At 69.1% G+C, this 15,966-nt stretch carries 19 protein-coding genes; 12 read left to right on the top strand and 7 right to left on the bottom strand.

Translation table 11 applies throughout. From position 1 onward, the window contains the following. Positions 1-35: 35 nt before the first annotated feature. From LQ938_RS07140 to glgA, 3 genes are all read right to left on the bottom strand, one after another. Positions 36-287, bottom strand: a complete 252-nt coding sequence (locus LQ938_RS07140; protein ID WP_223721300.1) for a type B 50S ribosomal protein L31 — start codon at positions 285-287, stop codon at positions 36-38. Positions 288-378: 91 nt separating this feature from the next. Then, the gene (locus LQ938_RS07135) at positions 379-1,164 is read right to left on the bottom strand and encodes an ABC transporter ATP-binding protein (RefSeq protein ID WP_223721301.1); all 786 of its coding nucleotides are present in this window, start codon (positions 1,162-1,164) and stop codon (positions 379-381) included. Between the two features lie 48 nt (positions 1,165-1,212). After that, entirely contained in the window at positions 1,213-2,403 is a 1,191-nt protein-coding gene (gene glgA, locus LQ938_RS07130; RefSeq protein ID WP_223721302.1) for a glycogen synthase, read from the bottom strand. 46 nt (positions 2,404-2,449) lie between these two features. Between glgA and glgC the strand changes: the two genes are divergently transcribed. Then, positions 2,450-3,694, top strand: coding sequence for a glucose-1-phosphate adenylyltransferase (glgC, locus tag LQ938_RS07125; RefSeq protein ID WP_223721303.1), 1,245 nt, complete (start codon positions 2,450-2,452; stop codon positions 3,692-3,694). A gap of 25 nt (positions 3,695-3,719) precedes the next feature. Next, on the top strand, positions 3,720-4,358 hold the full coding sequence (serB, locus tag LQ938_RS07120) for a phosphoserine phosphatase SerB (RefSeq protein ID WP_223721633.1): 639 nt from the start codon (positions 3,720-3,722) through the stop codon (positions 4,356-4,358). Positions 4,359-4,362: 4 nt separating this feature from the next. Here serB and LQ938_RS07115 read toward each other — a convergent pair whose 3' ends face one another. Further along, complete coding sequence (locus tag LQ938_RS07115; RefSeq protein WP_223721304.1) at positions 4,363-4,809, bottom strand: iron chaperone; 447 nt, start codon at positions 4,807-4,809, stop codon at positions 4,363-4,365. 143 nt (positions 4,810-4,952) lie between these two features. Between LQ938_RS07115 and LQ938_RS07110 the strand changes: the two genes are divergently transcribed. Further along, a complete protein-coding gene (locus tag LQ938_RS07110) occupies positions 4,953-5,654 on the top strand; it encodes an alpha/beta fold hydrolase (RefSeq protein ID WP_223721305.1) in 702 nt (233 codons plus the stop codon). Between the two features lie 9 nt (positions 5,655-5,663). On the opposite strand, the gene LQ938_RS07105 is transcribed toward LQ938_RS07110, so the two are convergent. After that, positions 5,664-6,374 (bottom strand): beta-ketoacyl-ACP reductase, encoded by a 711-nt coding sequence (locus LQ938_RS07105; protein WP_223721306.1) that lies wholly within the window; start codon positions 6,372-6,374, stop codon positions 5,664-5,666. Positions 6,375-6,520: 146 nt separating this feature from the next. Between LQ938_RS07105 and LQ938_RS07100 the strand changes: the two genes are divergently transcribed. The 4 genes from LQ938_RS07100 to LQ938_RS07085 are packed head-to-tail and all read left to right on the top strand — an operon-like array spanning position 6,521 to position 8,496. Continuing rightward, complete coding sequence (locus LQ938_RS07100) at positions 6,521-7,036, top strand: DUF4190 domain-containing protein (RefSeq protein WP_223721307.1); 516 nt, start codon at positions 6,521-6,523, stop codon at positions 7,034-7,036. Between the two features lie 40 nt (positions 7,037-7,076). Then, positions 7,077-7,451, top strand: a complete 375-nt coding sequence (locus tag LQ938_RS07095; protein ID WP_223721308.1) for a DUF3099 domain-containing protein — start codon at positions 7,077-7,079, stop codon at positions 7,449-7,451. Then, entirely contained in the window at positions 7,448-7,654 is a 207-nt protein-coding gene (locus LQ938_RS07090) for a hypothetical protein (protein ID WP_223721309.1), read from the top strand. The genes LQ938_RS07095 and LQ938_RS07090 overlap by 4 nt, the downstream gene beginning before the upstream one ends. Further along, positions 7,651-8,496: an SURF1 family cytochrome oxidase biogenesis protein gene (locus LQ938_RS07085; RefSeq protein ID WP_223721310.1), complete on the top strand. Its 846-nt coding sequence runs from the start codon at positions 7,651-7,653 to the stop codon at positions 8,494-8,496. Before LQ938_RS07090 ends, LQ938_RS07085 begins: the two co-directional genes overlap by 4 nt. Positions 8,497-8,538: 42 nt before the next feature. Here LQ938_RS07085 and LQ938_RS07080 read toward each other — a convergent pair whose 3' ends face one another. Beyond that, positions 8,539-10,137, bottom strand: a complete 1,599-nt coding sequence (locus LQ938_RS07080) for an ABC-F family ATP-binding cassette domain-containing protein (RefSeq protein WP_223721311.1) — start codon at positions 10,135-10,137, stop codon at positions 8,539-8,541. A 165-nt stretch (positions 10,138-10,302) separates the two neighbouring features. Between LQ938_RS07080 and LQ938_RS07075 the strand changes: the two genes are divergently transcribed. The 5 genes from LQ938_RS07075 to LQ938_RS07055 all read left to right on the top strand — a co-directional run bounded on the left by LQ938_RS07075 (position 10,303) and on the right by LQ938_RS07055 (position 14,999). Beyond that, a complete protein-coding gene (locus tag LQ938_RS07075; RefSeq protein WP_223721312.1) occupies positions 10,303-10,932 on the top strand; it encodes a biotin transporter BioY in 630 nt (209 codons plus the stop codon). Positions 10,933-11,016: 84 nt separating this feature from the next. Further along, complete coding sequence (locus LQ938_RS07070) at positions 11,017-12,048, top strand: iron-siderophore ABC transporter substrate-binding protein (RefSeq protein ID WP_223721313.1); 1,032 nt, start codon at positions 11,017-11,019, stop codon at positions 12,046-12,048. Between the two features lie 28 nt (positions 12,049-12,076). Further along, positions 12,077-13,123, top strand: coding sequence for a FecCD family ABC transporter permease (locus tag LQ938_RS07065; RefSeq protein WP_374197456.1), 1,047 nt, complete (start codon positions 12,077-12,079; stop codon positions 13,121-13,123). Next, entirely contained in the window at positions 13,123-14,169 is a 1,047-nt protein-coding gene (locus tag LQ938_RS07060; protein WP_223721314.1) for a FecCD family ABC transporter permease, read from the top strand. The genes LQ938_RS07065 and LQ938_RS07060 overlap by 1 nt, the downstream gene beginning before the upstream one ends. Beyond that, positions 14,166-14,999 (top strand): ABC transporter ATP-binding protein, encoded by an 834-nt coding sequence (locus tag LQ938_RS07055; RefSeq protein WP_223721315.1) that lies wholly within the window; start codon positions 14,166-14,168, stop codon positions 14,997-14,999. Before LQ938_RS07060 ends, LQ938_RS07055 begins: the two co-directional genes overlap by 4 nt. Before the next feature lie 6 nt (positions 15,000-15,005). Here the strand turns inward: LQ938_RS07055 and LQ938_RS07050 are convergent, their stop codons facing one another. After that, positions 15,006-15,938 carry a siderophore-interacting protein gene (locus LQ938_RS07050; protein ID WP_223721316.1) on the bottom strand — a complete coding sequence of 311 codons (933 nt, stop codon included), beginning with the start codon at positions 15,936-15,938 and terminating at the stop codon, positions 15,006-15,008. Positions 15,939-15,966 lie beyond the last annotated feature (28 nt).

The raw sequence follows: 15,966 nt of genomic DNA, 5'->3' as shown, positions 1-15,966 counted from the left end.
AAGGCCCCGCCGAAGCGGGGCCTTCCGTACGCGGCTTACTTGGCGCCGAAGTTCTTGAAGCGCTGGTTGAACTTCTCGACGCGACCGGCCGAGTCCATGATGCGCTGCTTGCCCGTGTAGAACGGGTGCGACGCGGACGAGATCTCAACGTCGATGACGGGGTACTCGACTCCGTCGAGCTCGATGGTCTTGTCGCTGCTGACCGTGGAGCGCGTGAGGAAGGTCTCGCCCGAACCGAGGTCGCGGAAAACGACGGCCTTGTAGCCGGGGTGAATGTCAGTCTTCATGAGGAATCCTTGGGGTGGCGTCAAAAGTCGTAGGTGCGTGACGCACCAAGGGTCAAGTCTACCAGGTTCGGCGCGGAACGCCGCATCCGGTTCAGTGCGCGGCGCGTGCCGCGTAGCGGCCTTCGACCTCGGTGACGAGGATCGGCATGCCGAACGTCGTCGACAGATTCTCGGCCGTGAGGGTCTCGGCGATGGGCCCGGCCGCGACGACCGCGCCATCGCGGAGCAGGAGCAGGTGCGTGAATCCGACCGGGATCTCTTCGACGTGGTGGGTGACCATCACCATCGCCGGCGTGGTTGCGACCTGCGCGTACCCGCCGAGCAACGCCATGAGCTCTTCGCGCGCACCGAGGTCGAGGCTCGCAGTCGGCTCATCGAGCAGCAGCAGCTCGGGGTCGGTCATCACCGATCGCGCGATCTGCACGCGCTTCTGCTCACCATCCGACAGCGTGCCGAAGGTGCGGTCGGCGAGGTGATCGAGCTTCCACTCCGCGAGAACGCGCAGCGCACGGCGCTCGTCGATCCGGTCGTACTCCTCGTTCCAGCGGCCGACGACCGCGTAGGCGGCGGTCAGCACGACGTTGAGGACGGTCTCGTCCGCGGGGATGCGCTTCGCCATCGCGGATGAGGCGAACCCGATTCGGGGACGCAGCTCGAACACGTCCGTGCGCCCCAGCCGCTCCCCCAGGATCGTGACCGATCCGGCCGTCGGGTGCTCGAGCGACGCGGCCAGCTGCAGCACGGTGGTCTTGCCCGCGCCGTTCGCGCCGAGAATCACCCAGCGCTGGTCCGCATCCACCCGCCAATCCAGGTGAGAGACGATGTCTCTCGCATTGCGGCGGACGACGACGTCAGAGAACTCCAGCACCTGCGGCATGGTCCCCAGCCTAGCTGCCGGGTACGGCGGGTCGCCGCCTCGCCGAGGTCACCGGGCGCCCACGAGCGAGCGGTACAGCTGCTCGGTCTGCTCCGCGATCCGGGCCCAGCTGAACTCGTCCGCCGCGCGCTTGCGACCCGCCGCGCCGTACTCCCGCGCGCGGATCGGATCGGAGACGACCTCGGTCAGCACCCGCGCGAGATCGGCCACGAAGCGGTCCGGGTCGACCGGCGTGCCGGTGCCGTCCTGCACCTGCTCGATCGGCACGAGGCGACCGGTCACGCCGTCCTCGACGACTTCGGGGATTCCGCCGGTCGCGGTGCCGACCACCGCGGCGCCGCACGCCATGGCTTCGAGGTTCACGATTCCGAGCGGCTCGTAGATCGAGGGGCAGACGAAGGTCGTCGCAGAGGTCAGCACCGCGCACAGTTCGCGGCGGGGCAGGTGGCGGTCGATCCACACGACTCCCTCACGCGTCTCCTGAAGCTCCCGGACGAGCCCCTCGACCTCGGCGAGGATCTCCGGGGTATCGGGAGCTCCGGCGCACAGGACGAGTTGCACCTCCGGCGGAAGCAGTCGCGCTGCGCGCAGCAGGTACGGCAGGCCCTTCTGCCGAGTGATCCGACCGACGAAGACGACCGAGGGCCGCGCGGCATCGATGCCGAGCGTCGCGAGGAGCTCGACGTCGTCCACCGGCTGCCATGCCTCCACGTCGATGCCGTTGTAGATGACGTGCACCTTCTCCGGGTCGACCTGCGGGTAGCTCCGGAGAATGTCGGCCCGCATACCGCCGCTCACGGCGACGATGGCCGCCGCCGACTCGTAGGCCGTCCGCTCCACGAAGCTCGACACCGCGTACCCGCCGCCGAGCTGCTCCGCCTTCCACGGGCGCAGCGGCTCGAGGCTGTGCGCCGAGACGACGTGCGGGATGCCGTGCAGGAGCGACGCGACGTACCCGGCGAAGTTCGCGTACCAGGTGTGGCTGTGCACGACATCGGCCCCGGCGACGTCGCCGACGATCTCGAGATCCGTCCCGAGGGTCTGAATAGCGGGGTTCGCGCTCGCGAGTTCGGACGGCACCGGGTACGAGCTCGTCCCGGCCTCGTCGCGGGGCTCGCCGAACGCGCGCACCTGCACATCCATCCGCTCCCGAAGCGCCTTGACGAGTTCGGTCACGTGAACTCCAGCGCCGCCGTAGACAGCCGGCGGGTACTCCTTGGAAATGATGTCAACGCGCATGTCAAGGACGCTAGTACAGGCACTCTGCCCGGCATAGTGTGGGGGCATGCCGGGTACACCCAAGGTCCTAGGGATCATCCTCGCCGGCGGCGAGGGAAAGCGACTCATGCCGCTGACGGCCGATCGGGCAAAGCCCGCGGTTCCGTTCGGAGGGCAGTATCGCCTGATCGATTTCGCCATCTCGAACCTGATCAACTCGGGCCTTCGGCAAGTCGTCGTGCTGACGCAGTACAAGTCGCACAGCCTCGACCGGCACATCTCGCAGACGTGGCGGATGTCCGCGCTGCTCGACGCCTACGTCGCGTCCGTGCCGGCGCAGCAGCGGCTCGGCAAGAGGTGGTTCTCGGGTTCGGCCGACGCGATCCTGCAGAGCCTCAACCTCATCAACGACGAGCAGCCCGACATCGTGGTCGTGGTGGGCGCCGATCACGTGTACCGCATGGACTTCACGCAGATGCTCGACGCGCACATCGCCTCGGGTGCACGCGCGACCGTCGCGGGGATCCGACAGCCGATCGGTCTGGCGAACCAGTTCGGCGTCATCGACGTCGAGCCGGAGGACCCGACCCGCATCCGCGCGTTCCTCGAGAAGCCGCAGAGCCCGGCCGGACTCATCGACAGCCCCCACGAGGTGCTGGCGTCAATGGGCAACTACATCTTCGACACCGACGCGCTGATCGAAGCCGTCGAGACGGATGGCGAGGTGCCGACCTCGAACCATGACATGGGCGGCGACATCGTGCCGTACTTCGTCGACCGTGGCGAGGCGGCCGTCTACGACTTCATCCGCAACGACGTTCCCGGATCCAACGACCGCGACCGCGCCTACTGGCGGGACGTCGGCACGATCGACTCGTTCTACGACGCGCACCTCGATCTGATCTCGACGCTGCCGATCTTCAACCTGTACAACATGCAGTGGCCGATCCATTCGCAGCTCGTGAACTCGCCGCCGGCCAAGTTCGTCCGCGACGCGCAGGGCAGGATCGGCAACACCATCGACTCGATCGTGTCGCTCGGTTCCGTGCTCTCCGGTACCCACCTCGAGCGAAGCGTGGTCGGACCCTGGACGCTCGCGGGCGGGGGGTCCACGATCACCGACTCCGTGCTCTTCGACCGAGTCCGGGTCGGGGCAGGGGCCCGCATCCATCGGGCGATCCTCGATAAGAACGTGTCGCTCGCCGACGGCGCGACGGTCGGCGTCGACCGGGAACGCGACCTGCAGCGCGGCTTCACCGTGACAGACTCCGGTATCACGGTGGTCGGTAAGGGCATCCGCGTCGAGCAGTGATCTGCGCCGCTACGGTGGAGGGGTGATTCCCTCCCCCGCGCGGCTGCTCGTCGTGCTCGACGCAGACTCGACCCTGATCCGCAACGAGGTCATCGAACTCCTCGCCGACGAAGCCGGGCGCGGCGCCGAAGTCGCTGCGGCGACGGAGGCCGCGATGCGCGGCGAGGTCGACTTCGCCTCGAGCCTGCGCTCGCGGGTCGCCGCGCTTCGCGGCGTCCCCACGTCCGCGTTCGCGCGCGTGCAGACCCGCATCGAGCCCACTCCGGGCGTTCGCGAGCTGGTTGCCGCAGTCCACGAGCGCGACGGGATCGTCGCGGTGGTCTCGGGCGGATTCCACGAGATCCTCGACGAACTCGCCCCGTCCCTCGGTGTCGACGTGTGGCGGGCCAACCGCCTCGGGGTGGCGGACGGACTCCTCACCGGCGAAGTGGACGGCGACATCGTGGATGCGGCCGCGAAGGCCCGGGCGCTGCAGGAGTGGTGCGACACCTACCGCGTGGATCCGAGACGTTCCGTCGCGATCGGCGACGGCGCCAACGACCTGCTCATGCTCGGCGCCGCCGCGCTCGGGCTGGCCTTCAACGCCAAACCCGCGGTCCGGGCGCAGGCCGATCTGGTCGTCGGCCCCGTCGATCTTCGCGAGGTCATCGCGCTGCTGCCGTGAGGACTCAGCCGACCGCGCGGGCCACGAGTGCCGCGATGGCCTGCTCATCGATGGACGCCGCGTCGGTGAGAGCAAACGCGGTCGGCCACATCGCGCCGTCGTCGAGGTTCGCGGCGTCGTTGAACCCGAGCGTGGAGTATCGGCTCTTGAACTTGTCGGCACCCTGGAAGAAGCACACGACCTTGCCGTCCCTCGCGTAAGCGGGCATTCCATACCAGAGCTTCGGCGCGAGCGAGGGCGCGGCCTTCGCGATGATGTCGTGCACGCGCTCCGCGAGCGCCCGGTCGGCGTCTCCGAGCTCGGCGATCTTCGCGAGCACGTCCGCGGCATCTTCCGCCGGCGACTGCTTGCCCTTCCGGGCTTTCGCCTTCCGCGCCTCGGCCGCGCGGTCCTTCATCGCGGCTTTCTCTTCCGCGGTGAATCCGCCTGCGGTGTCGTCGTTCGCGGCCATGGGTCTCGTCTCATTCCCGCCGGCATCCTCCCCCGCACCTCGCGGGACGGCCGACACGGCTCACGTTACCGAGCGGGGTGCCTCATCCACTTCTTCGTTCCTGACCTGTTCGGGTGTCGCCGGTGCGGCGTATCGTGCCGAGCATGGACATCCTGCTCGTTCCCGGTCTGTGGCTTGACGCATCATCGTGGGAGGCGGTGGCGCCCGCCCTCGAATCCGCCGGGCATCGCCCCGTCGCCCTGACGATGCCCGGGACCGGGGCGGATGCCGAGCACTCCGCGGGTATCGGCATCGCGGACTGGATCGATGCCGTCGTCGCTCGGATCGACGCGTCCGATGACCCCGTCGTCCTGGTGGGTCACAGCGGAGGTGGCAACGTCGTGTGGGGCGCGGCGGATGCTCGCCCCGGCCGCGTCGCACGCGTCATCCTGGTCGACACCGCGCTGCCCCCGACCGGCGGCATCATCTCGGAGTTTCCGGTGATCGACGGCGTCATCCCGTTCCCCGGATGGACCTTCTTCGACGAACCCGACGTCGCAGATCTCGACCCGCAGACCCGTAGCGCCGCGGCAGCGTTCACCGCATCCGTTCCGAGCCGAGTACCGACGGATCCCGTGGAACTCCGCGATGAGCGGCGCTTCTCGGTACCGGTCACGGTGCTCGCCGGTTCCGCCGATCAGGCGGCCTTCCTCGCAATGCTCACGGAGTGGCCGGCAGCCGCGGAGGAGTTCGCGCGAGTCGCCGATTCGGAGGTCGTCCGACTCGCCTCGGGTCACTGGCCGCAGTTCTCGCAGCCGGAACGTCTGGGCGCCGCCATCGCCGCGGCGGTCGACCGGACCGCGTGAGGGTCGGGCTCAGTGACCCATCCCGAGTCCGCCGTCGACGGGGATGACCGCACCGGAGATGTACGCCGCATCGTCGGAGGCGAGCCACGCGACGACGCCCGCGACCTCTTCGGGGCTCGCGAAGCGTCCGGCGGGGATGTTCCGCTTGTACTCGGCCTGCGTCTCCTCCGGGAGAGCCGCGGTCATGTCGGTCTGGATGAATCCGGGGGCGACGACGTTCGCGGTGATTCCTCGCGAACCGAGCTCGCGGGTCAGTGATCGGGCGAAGCCCACCAGGCCGCTCTTCGAGCTCGAGTAGTTGATCTGACCCGCAGATCCGTAGAGTCCGACGACGCTGGAGATCAGGATGACGCGGCCCCAGCGCGCCCGCAGCAGGCCCTTCGCTGCCCGCTTGACCACCCGGAAGGTGCCGCCGAGGTTCGTGGCGACGACGTCATCGAAGTCGTCCTCGCTCATCCGCAGCAGCAGCGTGTCGCGGGTGATCCCGGCGTTCGCGACGACGATCCCGACCGGACCGAGTTTCGCTTCGATCTCGGTGTAGGCCGCATCGAGGGCCGCCGCATCGGTGACATCCGCGCGGACGGTCAGGGTGCCCTCCGGGCCCTCACCCGAGCGAGCCGTCACTGCGACGCGGTACCCATCTGCCACGAAACGTTCAGCGATAGCGCGACCGATGCCTCGGTTGCCTCCGGTCACCAGCACCACGCGTTCGGTCGACATGACGTTCTCCTCGGGTCGGGCGCACCGCCGCGGTGCGACGGGCTCAACTGAACAGCCTATCGGCGGCTCCGATGCATGACGGCTGCGTTTGACAGTGTGGAGCGTGCGCTGAAACGCTGGGGTTCGAGCCGATGAAAGGGCATCCCATGAGCGATCCGATCCCCGACAACCCGCAGTCGCCGCCGACTCCGCCGACCACGCCGCCCACCGCACCCCCGGTGGCCCCGCCCGCACCTGGCGCAGGGCCCGCGTACCCGCCGCCCGCGTACGGGGCTCCGCCTGCGTACGGCGCGCAGGCGCCGAGCTACAGCGCCCAGCCCGCATACGGGTCACAGCCCGCGTACGGGGCACCGTCGTACACGCCGTATCCGGTCACGCCGAAGACCAACGTCCTCGCGATCATCTCGTTGATCGCTTCGATCTCGGGCTTCGTCTTCCTGCCGTTCGTCGGATCGGTCGCCGGCGTCATCACCGGTCACCTCTCGCTCCGCCAGCTCAAGAGCAGCGGAGAGAACGGTCGCGGCCTTGCGATCGCGGGCACCGTGATCGGTTGGGTCGGCGTCGCGCTTTCTCTGATCATCGGCATCTTCGTCGTCATCTGGTTCGTCGCGCTCTTCAGCACGGCCGGTTCGTACTACAGCTCCTACGGCTCGCTCTCCTGACGGGTCCGTCGCGGTGCGTCCGGCGTAGGCTGGACGCACCGTGAAGAAAGCCTCGAAGACCCCTCAGTCGGCCACCTCGTTGCCGCGTGCCCCGCGCGAGGACGAAGGTTCGCGGGTCACGAAGTACATGATCACCATGGGCATCCGCATCGCCTGCTTCATCGCGATGGCTCTCGTGACGCCCTACGGCTGGTACACCTGGGTCTTCGCCGCGGGAGCCGTGTTCCTCCCCTACATCGCGGTGGTCATCGCGAACGTCGGAGAAGACACGCACGGTCCCGAGGTCATCAATCCGGAACGGATGCTGGAGGCACCGGCGCCCCGGACCGAGGCCGCTGCCCCGGCGGCCCCCGCGGAGCCCATGGACCGCGTCATCCGGATCACCGAAACGCCGCTGCGAAAGCCAGAAGAATGACCGATGCGATGTGCTCACGGGCAGGATGCCGCGACAGCGCGAGCTGGCGCATCGAGTGGCGTAATCCCCGTATCCACACCGCCGATCGCCGTAAGACGTGGGTCGCGTGCGACGCGCACGTCGACTATCTGCGCGGATTTCTGACGTCGCGCTCATTTCCCGTGGCGGTCGCGGCGCTGACGGATGCGGAGCGCCCCGCGTGAACCTGAAGACGGCCCCCGCGGCGGTCCGTTGGTCGGTGTACGCCGCGATCGCGCTGATCTTCGCGATCATCTGCGTGATGCTGTCGAACTGGCAGTTCTCCCGCAATGACGCGCGCGCCGAGCAACTCGCTCTCGCCGAGCGGAACTACGACGCGGCACCGCTCGCGCTCGATGACGCGGTGTCGTCCGTCGATGTCTTCGACGGGGAGCTCGAGTGGCATCCCGTGGCGGTCGAGGGCAGCTACCTGCCGGACGACCAGTTGGTGGTGCGCAACCGGCCGCACGGCGGCACCTCTGCCTTCGAGGTGCTCGTTCCGTTCCGGGCGGACGACGGCCGGATCCTCATCGTCAACCGCGGTTGGGTTCCGCCGGCGGAATCCGGCGACGGCCCCGCCGTCATCGCTGCGCCGCCCGCGGGCGACGTGACGATCACGGTGCGAATGCGGCCCGGTGAGGCTCTTCCCACATCGGGCCGGAGCGCCCCCGCGGGGCAGGTGCCCACGATCGCGCTACCGCTCATCGCGGAGACCGCGGGGCCCGACACGATCACCAGCGCGTACGGCATCCTGGCGACGGAGGACCCGGCACCGACCGAACGTCCGCAGCCGCTCGATGCCCCGTCAATCGACCCCGGACCGTTCCTGTCCTACGCAATCCAGTGGATCCTGTTCGCGATCATGGGGTTCGTCTTCATCGGCTACATCATCCGTACCGAGGTGAAGCACGCCCGCGAAGACGCTGCCGAGGACCGGGTCCCCGACGCTCCTCGTCCGGCGCGCGCGCGTCGTACCGACCGGGATGCGGTCGACGAGGACGCCCTGCTCGACCACATCGGTCACTGACCCGGCGCGGGACCGCCACCGAGCGAGGGGCGGCGATGACGGTCAGGCGAGCGCGACGAGGTCGGCGTAGTCGCGACCCCAGATGTCTTCCACGCCGTCCGGAAGGATGAGCACACGCTCGGGGTTCAGCGCTTCGACCGCGCCCTCGTCGTGCGAGACCAGCACCACGGCACCCTCGTAGTGCGCCAGCGCGCCGAGGATCTCTTCCCGCGAGGCGGGGTCGAGGTTGTTGGTGGGCTCGTCGAGCAGCAGCATGTTCGCGCTCGAGACCACGAGGGTCGCGAGCGAGAGGCGTGTCTTCTCGCCACCGGAGAGCACCCCGGCCGGCTTCAGCACGTCATCGCCGGTGAACAGGAACGATCCCAGCACCTTCCGCGCCTCGGTGGCGGTGATGTCGGGCGCCGCCGACATCATGTTCTCGAGCACCGAGCGACCGACGTCGAGGTTCTCGTGCTCCTGCGCGTAGTAGCCGATCTTCAGGCCGTGGCCGGGCTCGATGATGCCGGTGTCGGGAATGTCGACGCCCGCCAGCATCCGGAGCAGCGTGGTCTTTCCCGCACCGTTGAAGCCGAGGATGACGACCCGGGAACCGCGGTCGATCGCGAGGTCGACGTCGGTGAAGATCTCGAGCGAGCCGTAGGACTTCGACAGCCCCCGCGCCATCAGCGGCGTCTTGCCGCACGGAGCGGGCTTCGGGAACCGGAGCTTCGCGACGCGCTCATCCTGACGCACATCGTCGAGGCCCGAGAGCATCTTCTCGGCGCGCGCGACCATCTGGTGCGCGGCGGCGGCCTTCGAGGCCTTCGCACCGAAGCGAGCGGCCTGCAGCTGCAGCGCGGTCGCCTTCTTCTCGACGTTGACGCGCTCCTTCTTGCGGCGCTCCTCGTCGGCGACCCGCTGGCGCAGGTAGTTCTTCCAGTTCATGTTGTAGACGTCGATGACCTGACGGTTCGCATCGAGGTAGAACACCCGGTTCACCGTCTCGCCCACGAGTTCGACGTCGTGGCTGATCACGATCAGCCCGCCCTTGTAGTTCTTCAAGAACTCGCGGAGCCACACGACACTGTCGGCGTCGAGGTGGTTGGTCGGCTCGTCGAGGATCATCGTGTCGGCGTCCGAGAACAGGATGCGGGCGAGCTCGATGCGACGGCGCTGACCACCGGAGAGCGTCTTCAGCGGCTGGTCGAGGATGCGGTCGGGCAGCGACAGGTTGTGGGCGATCGAGGCGGCCTCGGCCTCGGCCGAATAGCCGCCGAGCGCTTCGAAGCGCTCCGTCAGCGAGCCGTACCGGCGCATGGCCTTCGCGGCGACCTCGGGATCTTCGTCGGCCATCTCGAGCGAGGACTCCTGCATCCCGATCGCGAGAGTACCGAGCCCCCGGGCGTCCAGGATGCGGGTGCGCGCGAGCATCTCCGGGTCGCCCGTGCGCGGGTCCTGCGGCAGGTAGCCCAGCTCGCCGGTGCGCTCGACCGCACCGTCCGCGGGGATCAGATCTCCCGCGAGCACCTTGGTGAGCGTGGTCTTCCCGGCACCGTTCCGACCGACCAGCCCGATCTTGTCGCCCTGCCCGACCCGGAAATCGACGTCGGACATGAGCACGCGAGCGCCCACGCGGATTTCGAGGTTGTGCACGGCAAGCACAGGTGACGTCCGTTCTTCGGGGTGGATTTCGGCGGAATCGCCACATCGATTCTACGGCGAGCCGCGGCATCCGGCGTCCGCCCTCCTCATCGCGCGCGCGGAGTCGCCCTAGGATGAGTCGCGACGCCCGCACGACTGCGGCGGGCCCGACGTCTGAGGAGAACCATGTCCGTCGCCGTTCCCGCATCCGGCCGCCGTGTCCTGGCCGATATCGTCGCTCGCCCGTCCACCCGAGCTCGCGCATTCGCCGTCGATGCCGCGCTCGTCGTGGCCGGTGTCCTCGTGGTCGCCCTGCTCGCGCGGGTGTCGTTCTTCATCGGTCCCGTGCCGATCACCGGGCAGACCGCCGGCGTCGTGATGGTAGGAGCGGCTCTGGGTGCGCGTCGTGGTGCGGCCAGCATGGCCACGTACCTTCTCTCCGGACTCGCCGGGCTGCCCGTCTTCGCCGGCGGCGTCGGCGGACCGCTATATGTTCTCGCCCCCTCGTTCGGCTTCATCCTCGGATTCATCCCGGCCGCGTTCGTCGCCGGCTACTTCGCCGAGCGCGCCTGGGACCGCAAGCCTGTCCTCGCCTTCGTCGGCTTCGTCGCGGCGAGTGTCGTGCCGTTCCTGGTCGGTGTGCCCTACATGGCGCTGATCCTCGCCCAGGTGCTCGGCCAGTCCGTCTCGTTCGCCTCGGTGATGGCGTCGGGCGTCATTCCGTTCATCGTGCCCGGCCTGGTGAAGGCCGCGTTCGTCGCGGTTCTGCTCCCCCTCGTGTGGACCGTGGTGCGCAAGGTCGACCGCTCGCGCTGACCCACGCGGGAGGAGCTCCGGTTGGCAACCGGGCAGGGCATATATGTAAGGTAAGGCATCCCTTACATGATCTCTGGAGGTCTCGTGTCGCGTACACGCTCTGCCCTCGTCGCTGTCGCGGCGGCCGCCCTGCTCCTCACCGGCTGCAGCACAGGTGCCTCGAGCACCACGTCCACCGACTCGGCCGCCGCACCCGACGGCGCGTTCCCCGTCACGATCGAGAACGCCTTCGGCGAGACCACGATCGACGCTCAGCCGGAGCGCGTCGTGACGCTCGACTGGGGCAACCAGGATGCGGCACTGGCCCTCGGCGTCGTGCCGGTGGCCATGCCGAAGGTGACCTACGGCGATGAAGACGGCGACGGACTCCTCCCCTGGACGAAGGCGAAGCTCGACGAGCTCGGCGCCGAGACTCCGGTGCTGATGGACGAGACCGACGGCTACGACTACGAGGCCATCGCGGATGCGCGCCCCGACGTCATCCTCGCCGCATACTCCGGCATGACGCAGGAGCAGTACGACACGCTCACCAAGATCGCCCCCGTGGTGACCTACCAGGATGTCGCCTGGGGCACCTCCTGGCAGGACATGACCATCCTCGACGGCACGGCGCTCGGTCTCGAGCAGGAGGCGAAGGATCTCGTCACCTCGCTCGAGGATCACGTGACGACGGAGGCGGCGAAGTACCCGGCTCTCGCGGGGAAGAACTTCCTCCTCACCTACTACGACCCCACCGACCTCAGCAACGTGAACTACTACAGCACCCGCGACCCCCGCGTCGGCTTCCTCGAGGAGATGGGTCTGGGATCGGCCGCGTACGTCGCCGAGCAGTCGGATGCATCCGAGACATTCTGGTTCCAGACGAGCGCCGAGCAGATCGAGGACTTCCAGGACGTCCAGCTGATCGTCGCGTACGGCTCTGACGACATGGTCGCCACCCTGCAGGCCGACCCGCTGCTCTCGCGCATCCCCGCGGTGGCGGACGGCGCGATCGCGATCATCGACAGCGCGACCACCCTGTCCACCGTCATCACCCCGAGCCCCCTCACGATCGGTTCCGCCGAGGGCGACGACTACATCCGCGTCGTGGGCGAGGCGGCCGAGAAGGCTTCTTGATGCCCATCAGCCGAAGCGCACGTCGGTCGTGAGCACCACGACACCTCCCGTCGCCGCCCCCCGCACGCCGCTTCGGCGTCGCTGGGGGCGGCGACGGGCGATCTGGCTGACGATCCTCGTCGTCGCACTGGTCGCGATCGCCCTCCTCTCGGTGACCTTCGGGGCGCGCGCCGTCGGATGGACCGACATCTGGGCGGGCGTCACGGGCTCGACCGACACCACGGCGGCCGCCGCCGTGAACAAGCGCATCCCCCGCACCATCCTCGCGATCCTCGTCGGCGCCGCCCTGGCCGTCGCCGGTACCGTGCTGCAGGGTGCGACGCGCAATCCGCTCGCCGATCCGCAGATCCTCGGCATCAACGGCGGCGCATCGCTCGTCGTGGTGATCGGAATCGCCTACCTCGGACTGTCCGCACCCGCCGACTACATCTGGTTCGGGATGGCCGGAGCCGCCCTTGCCGCCGTGTTCGTGTACTCTATCGGTTCGATCGGCCGAGGGGGTGCGACGCCGCTCAAGCTCGCCCTGGCCGGCGCCGTCACCGCGGTCGCGTTCACCTCGCTGGTCAGCGCCATCCTGCTTCCCCGCATCGACGTGATGAGCCAGTTCCGCTTCTGGCAGGTCGGCGGGGTCGGCGGGGCCACGATGCCCACGATCGTCCAGGTTCTGCCCTTCCTCGCCGTCGGGCTCGTCATCTGCCTGCTCTGCGCGCCCGCCCTGAACACCCTCGCGCTCGGTGACGAACTCGCCGCGGGGCTCGGGGAACGCGTCCGCACCGCACGTCTGGTGTCGACGCTCGGCGCGATCATCCTCTGCGGCGCCGCGACCGCCGTCGCCGGCCCCATCGGGTTCGTCGGGCTGGTCGTCCCCCACATCTGCCGTCTGCTGATCGGCGTCGATCACCGGTGGCTGCTCCCGTTCTCCGCGATCGGCGGCGCGATTCTGCTGACCGGCGCCGACATCGTCGGCCGCGTGATCGCCCGCCCCCAGGAGATCGAGGTGGGCATCATCACCGCCCTGATCGGCGCCCCGTTCTTCATCGCGATCGTGCGACGCCAGAAGGTGCGTGCCCTGTGATGACCCGGATCTCCCCCGACACCGTCGCGCTCGTCCGGCACGGTCGCCGCACCCGCTCACGCCGGTGGGTCGCGGTCTGCGTGACCCTCGCCGCGGTGACCGCCGTCGCCTTCGCGCTCTCGCTGATGCTCGGCCAGACCTTCTACACACCGGCCGAGGTCTGGGGCGTGATCGTCGGGCAGCAGGTACCCGGCGCATCCTTCACGGTCGGCGAACTGCGACTCCCCCGGGCCACCACCGCGGTGTTGACCGGCATCTGCTTCGGGATGGGCGGCGTGGTCTTCCAGACGATGCTGCGAAACCCGTTGGCCAGTCCGGACGTCATCGGCATCAGCTCGGGCGCGAGCGCCGCGGCCGTGATCGGCATCGTCGTCCTGTCGCTCGACGAGACCCCCGTCTCGTTTCTCGCGACGGGCGCGGCACTCGCCGCCGCGCTCCTCATCTACGTGCTCGCCTACAAGAAGGGCGGCTCGGGCGCGCGGCTCATCCTCGTCGGCATCGGCGTCGCGGCGATCTTCAACGCCGTCGTGTCGTACGTCATCTCGCGCGCAGCGGAGTGGGACCTGCAGACCGCCATGCGGTGGATCACCGGAAACCTCAACGACGCGACCTGGAACCGCACGATCCCGTTGGCCCTCGTCATGGTGATCGTGGTGCCGCTTCTCCTGCTCCGCTCTCGGGATCTGGAGATCCTGCGACTCGGTGATGACACCGCGGCGGCCCTGGGGCTGCGGGTGGAGCGACGCCGGATCGTCTTGATCGTACTGGCCGTGATCCTGCTCGCTTTCGCCACGGCGGCGGCCGGGCCCATCTCGTTCGTGGCGTTCCTCGCCGGCCCCATCGCGGTCCGCATCCTCGGGCCGGTCGGCTCCCCGGTGCTGGCCGCCGGTCTCGTCGGCGGTCTGCTCGTGCTCGTGGCCGACTTCGCCGCGCAGTACGCGTTCGGCACGCGCCTCCCCGTCGGTGTCATCACCGGCGTTCTGGGAGCGCCGTATCTCGTCTATCTGCTCATCCGCAGCAGCCGTACCGGAGGATCCTCGATATGACCGTTCACCGCTCCCTCGCCGCAGACCGGGTCACCCTCGGCTACGGCGACCGCGTGATCGTCGACGCCCTCAACCTCGAGGTCCCTGCTGGGCGCATCACGACGATCGTCGGTGCGAACGCCTGCGGCAAGTCGACGCTCCTGAAGTCGATGGCACGTCTGCTCGCGCCGACCTCCGGCAGCGTCCTGCTCGACGGAAAGGCGATCCACCGCCAGCCCACGCGGCAGGTGGCGCGCGTGCTGGGTCTGCTGCCGCAGTCGCCCATCGCGCCCGACGGCATCGCCGTGTCGGATCTGGTCAGCCGCGGCCGGCATCCGCACCAGGGCGCGCTCGCGCGCTGGACGCAGGCCGATGACGACGCGATCGCCCGCGCGCTGGACGCCACGGGGACGGTGCACCTGGCCGACCGACCGGTCGACGAGCTGAGCGGCGGGCAGCGCCAGCGCGTCTGGATCGCCATGGCGCTCGCGCAGGAGACCGACGTGCTGCTCCTCGACGAGCCCACGACGTTCCTCGACATCAGCCACCAGATCGACGTCCTCGATCTCCTGACCGACCTCAACCGGGAGCGCGGCACGACCATCGTCATGGTGCTGCACGATCTGAACCTGGCCGCGCGCTACGCCGACCATCTCGTCGCCATGGCGGACGGCGCGATCGTCGCCTCGGGCACATCGTCCGACGTGCTCACGGCCGCCACCGTGCGCGAGGTGTTCGGCCTGAACAGCCGCATCATCTCCGACCCGCTCACCGGCCGCCCGATGGTGGTGCCGATGGGCCGGCACCACACCGTCGTCGAACCCGACGACGTGGCGCACCAGGGCGCCTGACTCCGCTCACCCGGTGCGCTCGGACAGGCCCTTGCGCCAGTAGCCCATGAACGCGACCCGGCGGCGGTCGACGCCGTGCGCCGTCACGAGCAGCCGGCGCAGAGTCTTCACGGTGGCCGATTCTCCCGCCATCCACGCGTAGAACTCCCCCTGAGCGTCTTCGGGACTGTCCCACAGCATGTCGACGTCGACGTCGATCTCCTCCAGCGTCTGCGGCGCGGGGGCGCCAGCACGCGTCAGCACGTCACGCGAGGCGTCGGCCCACGCGGAGACCGCCTCGATCAGCGCCTCGCCGTGCGCGCGCTCTCCGCGCGGAAGCCACCGGAGGTTCGCGGATGACGACACCGGCAGCACATCGGCGGCGCCGGGGACCTCGATGAAGGCGTCGACCAGATGATCGGCGTCGAGGGACTCCAGGATGCTGCAGATCGCGGGCGCAGCGGTCTCGTCGCCGGCGAGCAGCAACCGCCGGGCCGTGCCCGGATGCCAGTCGATGCCGAGCCGCCAGTCCTCGCTCCCCCCATCGGGACCGACAATGACGAGCTCGTCGCCGGGGGCGGCCGCATCCGCCCACGCGCCCGCGGGACCGGGCTCGTGGTGCAGCACGAAGTCGATGTCGAGTTCGAGCGCATCGGGTGCAGCGCGGCGAACGGTGTACGTCCGGAACGGGGTGCGTGCCTCGAGGGGCAGCGCGCGCCAGCGGTCGTACCAGGCGGCGGCAGCAATGGCTTCCGGGTCGGTCTGACCCACGTCGCACACCGTCCCGTCCGGCCCGGGGAAGAGGATCTTGACCCGCTGGTCGAGCCCCGCGGTACCGAGATCGGTGAACTGCGGGCTCGTGAATGTGATCCGCACGAAGCTCGGCGACAAACGGTTCACCCGCATCACGGTGGCGAGGTACGGGCGGTAGGCGGGCCTCGTGGCCGAAAGAGTCGTCACCTGATGAGGGTAGCCTTACCTTCGCTCT

The organism is Microbacterium sp. cx-55 (assembly GCF_021117345.1).
GTDB lineage: Bacteria > Actinomycetota > Actinomycetes > Actinomycetales > Microbacteriaceae > Microbacterium.
The sequence above is the reverse complement of the archived record's forward strand: the minus strand, read 5'-3'. Positions and strand labels throughout refer to the sequence as shown.